Genomic DNA, 3978 nt, shown 5'->3' with positions numbered 1-3978 from the left:
TATCGTTCAGCCATTGGTTTCGACCGCCTGCCAGCTGCCGCGAAAGAGAATTTTCCCGGCTTTTTTCCCCAACTGATAGCGATACATCGGGTCGTAGTATTCTTCCAGCAGCGGTACCAGCCAGGCAAAGTGCGCCTCGGTGCTGGCGGTGCGCTGCTGCTGCACCAGCGCCTCATCGAGCCGTTCAGTGAGCTGAGCAAAACGCTGCAGCCCCAGGCGACGGCGGATGGCAAACAGGCCGTGATGCAGATACTCGCCATATGCCTGCCAGCCTTTCTCTTCGCCATAGGCGGCGATAAAGTCGCGATACATGCGATCGAAATACTCTTCGCGCAGCCGTTCGAGGCGAACGTCAAACGGATCTTCCACCACCGCCAGCGGCGACTGCGCCATGCGGAGGCGCAGGCTCTCCGGTAGATGATTGGCGCCGATCATATGGCCTTCATCTTCCAGCACCCAGCGGGTCTGCTGTTCGGCTTTTTTAAGCAGGCTGACCGCCAGATGGTTTTCAAAGGTGGCCTGCGGATGCTGATCCTGCAGGGTTCGACCGAATGAAGAACCGCGGTGATGAGCAAGCCCTTCCAGATCGATACCGTCCGGGCGCGAGCAAACCAGCTGAGTTTTGCCGTTGCCGGTGCAGCCGCCAATCAGCACGATCGGGCGCTGCACCAGTTCGTCGGTGGCCTGGATCGCCGCCTGGCGTAGCGCTTTATAGCCGCCGACGATCAGGGGGTAATCCACGCCAGCTTCTTTCAGCCACTGCTGGACGATATGCGAGCGCTGGCCGCCGCGGGCGCAGCACAGGTAACCGTGTGGGTAACGGGCGCACGCTTCCAGCCACGCCTGAGTACGGCTGGCGCGCAGGTCACCCTGGACCAGTTTATGGCCGAGCGCCAGCGCCGCTTCCGGCCCCTGACGCTTGTAGCAGGTGCCGACCGCGGCGCGTTCTTCATCATTCATCAGCGGCAGGTTGATCGCCGCCGGCATCGCGCTTTGGCTAAACTCCACCGGGGCGCGTACGTCAATCAGTGGCGTATCGCTGGCGAGAATGGCGCGATAATCCGTCCCATTGGTCATGGGGTATCCTCTGAAGTCAAAACAGAAATGAGCTTTACAGCAAGGGGGGGATTGTACGCGCCTCAAGGTGTGCCGGGGAAGGGGATAGATCAAATCCCCGGCACGAAGGGCTTAGCTGAGCTGCGATTGCGCCCAGAACAGGCCGCTGGTGTACTCCGGCGGCAGCAGCGGCTTGATCGCTTCCAGCGTCGCGCTCAGGCGATCGGTATCGCTGTCGGTGAGGTTCAGGTGGCCGACTTTACGACCCGGGCGCACCTCTTTGTCATACCAGTGCAGGTGCACCAGCGGCAGCTTCAGCCAGTCGTAGTTAAGATCGGTGCCGATCAGGTTGATCATCACCGACGGGCTGTTGACCACCGGCGGCGGCAGCGGCAGGCCGGTAATCGCCCGCAGATGCAGCTCGAACTGGCTGATAGACGCGCCGTTCTGCGTCCAGTGGCCGCTGTTGTGCACCCGCGGCGCCAGCTCGTTAATCAGCAGCCCCTCGGCGGTAACGAAGCACTCCATCGCCATCACGCCGACGTAGTTCAGCTCGTTCATGATCGCCGTCAGCATGCTTTCCGCTTGTTCCTGCTGGCGGGCATTGGCCTGCGGGAAGGCGACGCTGGCGCGCAGAATACCGTCCTGATGCAGGTTACGGGTCAGCGGGTAGAAGACGGTGCTACCGTCATGGGCGCGGGCGCCCACCAGCGATACCTCGCCGGAGAAGTTAATCCCCTGCTCGACGATGCACTCGCCGTAGTTATCGGCCGGTAGCTGATCGATTTCGTTTTCCCGCAGACGCCACTGGCCGCGGCCGTCGTAACCGCCAACGCGACGCTTAACGATCGCCAGTTCGCCAAGGCGGGCAAACACCGCCGGCCACTCGCTTTTATCCGCCAGCAGTTGCCACGGGGCGGTGGCGAGGCCAAGCTTGTCAAACAGCTGCTTTTGCGTCAGGCGGTCGGCGATAATCGGGAAGACATCGCGGTTGACGAACGCCGGGTGGCGGGCCAGCTCGCGGGTGAGGGCGGTTTCCGGCCAGCGTTCAATTTCTGCCGTGATGACGCTCTGCTGGAACGGCACCGCTTCCGGGTCGGCTTCCAGGCCGACCGGCCAAACGGCGATGCCCAGCGGCTCGCCGGCCTGGCGCAGCATACGGCCTAACTGGCCGTTACCGAGCACGCATACCTGTTTCATGCCGCACCCCGCGGATCCGGATTATCCAGCACTTCATCGGTTTGCGCCTGACGCCAGGCGCTCAGGCGATGGTGCAGTTCTGCATCATGCTGGGCAAGGATCTGCGCGGCGAGCAGGCCGGCGTTCGCAGCGCCAGCTTTGCCGATGGCCAGGGTACCGACCGGAATGCCGCGCGGCATCTGCACAATGGAGTAGAGGCTGTCGACACCGCTTAAGGCTGCGCTCTGAACCGGTACGCCGAGCACCGGCACCAGGGTTTTCGCCGCAATCATGCCCGGCAGATGCGCCGCGCCGCCTGCTCCTGCAATAATCACCTGATAACCGTGGCTTTCGGCGCTTTCAGCAAAGCTGAACAGCTTATCGGGCGTGCGGTGGGCGGAGACCACTTCGACATGGTACGGAACGTTCAGGGCATCAAGGATTTCTGCGGTAAATTGCATGGTAGCCCAGTCGCTTTTGGACCCCATCACGATGGCGATACGCGCCGAATTATTGCGGGAAGACATGCGTCTTAAAACTCCTGTGGGTGTGTTTCACACTGCTTTAGAGGCCACAGAGAATAGCATGAACTGCCAGCAAGGAAAACGGTTGCGTGCGCATGGTTAGCCGTCTTTTGTCTCGCCTGGAGGTGATGGCGTGGGTGCCTGATTGACCTTTATCTCCCTCATGATACAGGTGATAAGCAGCACTAACCCCCACGGGAGCATCAGAGTGCCCATAAGCAGTAAATAGATTTGTACCAGCCGGCTATCGTGAGGGCGGGTGCAGAGCAAATAAATGGCATAAAAATAGATAGCCCACGCCAGCATCGCACACCAGACAAACGTCAGCGTGTTGCCGATAACGACGCCGATTAAGGCGATATAACTTACCCCTAACGGATTGAGGATCGCGATGATCATTCCCCACGTCAGCGGCTGACTCCACTTTTTCCTGCTCATGCTCGTTCCTTGAGAGTGACGTTGTGGAAGACTAGCATGCAGGGCGGGGGGAAGCGCGCACCTTCGCCCGGGCAAAAGGCGCTTTCGGAATTGTGCTCGCGCAGGAATTAGAACGGAAAGTGGATTAGTTCGACGTCGTCCGGCGTCACCTTGACCATCGAACCTTCGCTGTGCCAGGCGCCAAGTACCACGCGCCATGCGGGTTGGCCGTTGGCCTGCAGTTCATGGACCGCCGGGCGATGAGTATGGCCGTGGATCAGCCACTGCACGTGATGCCGCTCCATCGCGTCAACTACCGCCTGTGGATTTACATCCATAATTTCCATTGATTTACTGCTGTTGGCGGCTTTGCTGTCGGCGCGCATGCGGGCGGCGATGCGACGGCGGATAAACAGCGGCAGGGCCAGGAACAAACGCTGGATCCACGGGGTGTGGACTTTGGCGCGAAACGCCAGATAGCCTTGGTCATCGGTGCACAGCGTGTCGCCATGCATGATCAAGACTTCACGGCCATAGAGGTCCAGTCGCTCTTCTTCGGCGAGCAGGATCATCCCGCTCTGACGGGCAAAGCGCTGGCCGACGAGAAAATCGCGGTTGCCATGGGTGAAGTAGCACGGCACGCCGGCGTCGACGACGGCTTTGATTGCCGAGGCAATTTGTTGGTGCAGCGGGTTAGGATCGTCATCGCCGATCCATGCCTCAAACAGATCGCCAAGGATATACAGAGCGTCCGCCTGGCGGGCTTCGCCCTGTAAAAAACGCAGAAAACCGGCGGTGATCG

At 60.5% G+C, this 3978-nt stretch carries 5 protein-coding genes; all 5 read right to left on the bottom strand.

Translation table 11 applies throughout. The features are described from left to right. Positions 1–6: 6 nt before the first annotated feature. Positions 7–1077 carry a tRNA 2-selenouridine(34) synthase MnmH gene (gene mnmH / locus HMPREF9538_RS22230; RefSeq protein WP_009484201.1) on the bottom strand — a complete coding sequence of 357 codons (1071 nt, stop codon included), beginning with the start codon at positions 1075–1077 and terminating at the stop codon, positions 7–9. A 111-nt stretch (positions 1078–1188) separates the two neighbouring features. Next, positions 1189–2256, bottom strand: coding sequence for a 5-(carboxyamino)imidazole ribonucleotide synthase (purK, locus tag HMPREF9538_RS22235; protein WP_004143002.1), 1068 nt, complete (start codon positions 2254–2256; stop codon positions 1189–1191). Further along, a complete protein-coding gene (gene purE / locus HMPREF9538_RS22240; protein ID WP_004893772.1) occupies positions 2253–2762 on the bottom strand; it encodes a 5-(carboxyamino)imidazole ribonucleotide mutase in 510 nt (169 codons plus the stop codon). The genes purK and purE overlap by 4 nt, the downstream gene beginning before the upstream one ends. A 96-nt stretch (positions 2763–2858) precedes the next feature. Beyond that, entirely contained in the window at positions 2859–3197 is a 339-nt protein-coding gene (locus tag HMPREF9538_RS22245) for a hypothetical protein (protein WP_004178781.1), read from the bottom strand. Between the two features lie 107 nt (positions 3198–3304). Continuing rightward, the coding region (gene lpxH, locus HMPREF9538_RS22250) for a UDP-2,3-diacylglucosamine diphosphatase (protein WP_009484199.1) at positions 3305–3978 on the bottom strand (674 nt) is incomplete at its 5' end.

It is taken from the genome of Klebsiella sp. MS 92-3 (assembly GCF_000195655.1).
In the GTDB taxonomy this organism is placed as follows: Bacteria; Pseudomonadota; Gammaproteobacteria; order Enterobacterales; family Enterobacteriaceae; genus Klebsiella; species Klebsiella pneumoniae.
This window is presented reverse-complemented; position numbering and strand designations above follow the sequence as displayed.

Bases quoted from the DNA above. Each gene is read 5' to 3' on its own strand.
- purE (WP_004893772.1), bottom strand. From the start codon at position 2,762: ATGTCTTCCCGCAATAATTCGGCGCGTATCGCCATCGTGATGGGGTCC.
- purK (WP_004143002.1), bottom strand. From the start codon at position 2,256: ATGAAACAGGTATGCGTGCTCGGTAACGGCCAGTTAGGCCGTATGCTG.
- HMPREF9538_RS22245 (WP_004178781.1), bottom strand. From the start codon at position 3,197: ATGAGCAGGAAAAAGTGGAGTCAGCCGCTGACGTGGGGAATGATCATC.
- mnmH (WP_009484201.1), bottom strand. From the start codon at position 1,077: ATGACCAATGGGACGGATTATCGCGCCATTCTCGCCAGCGATACGCCA.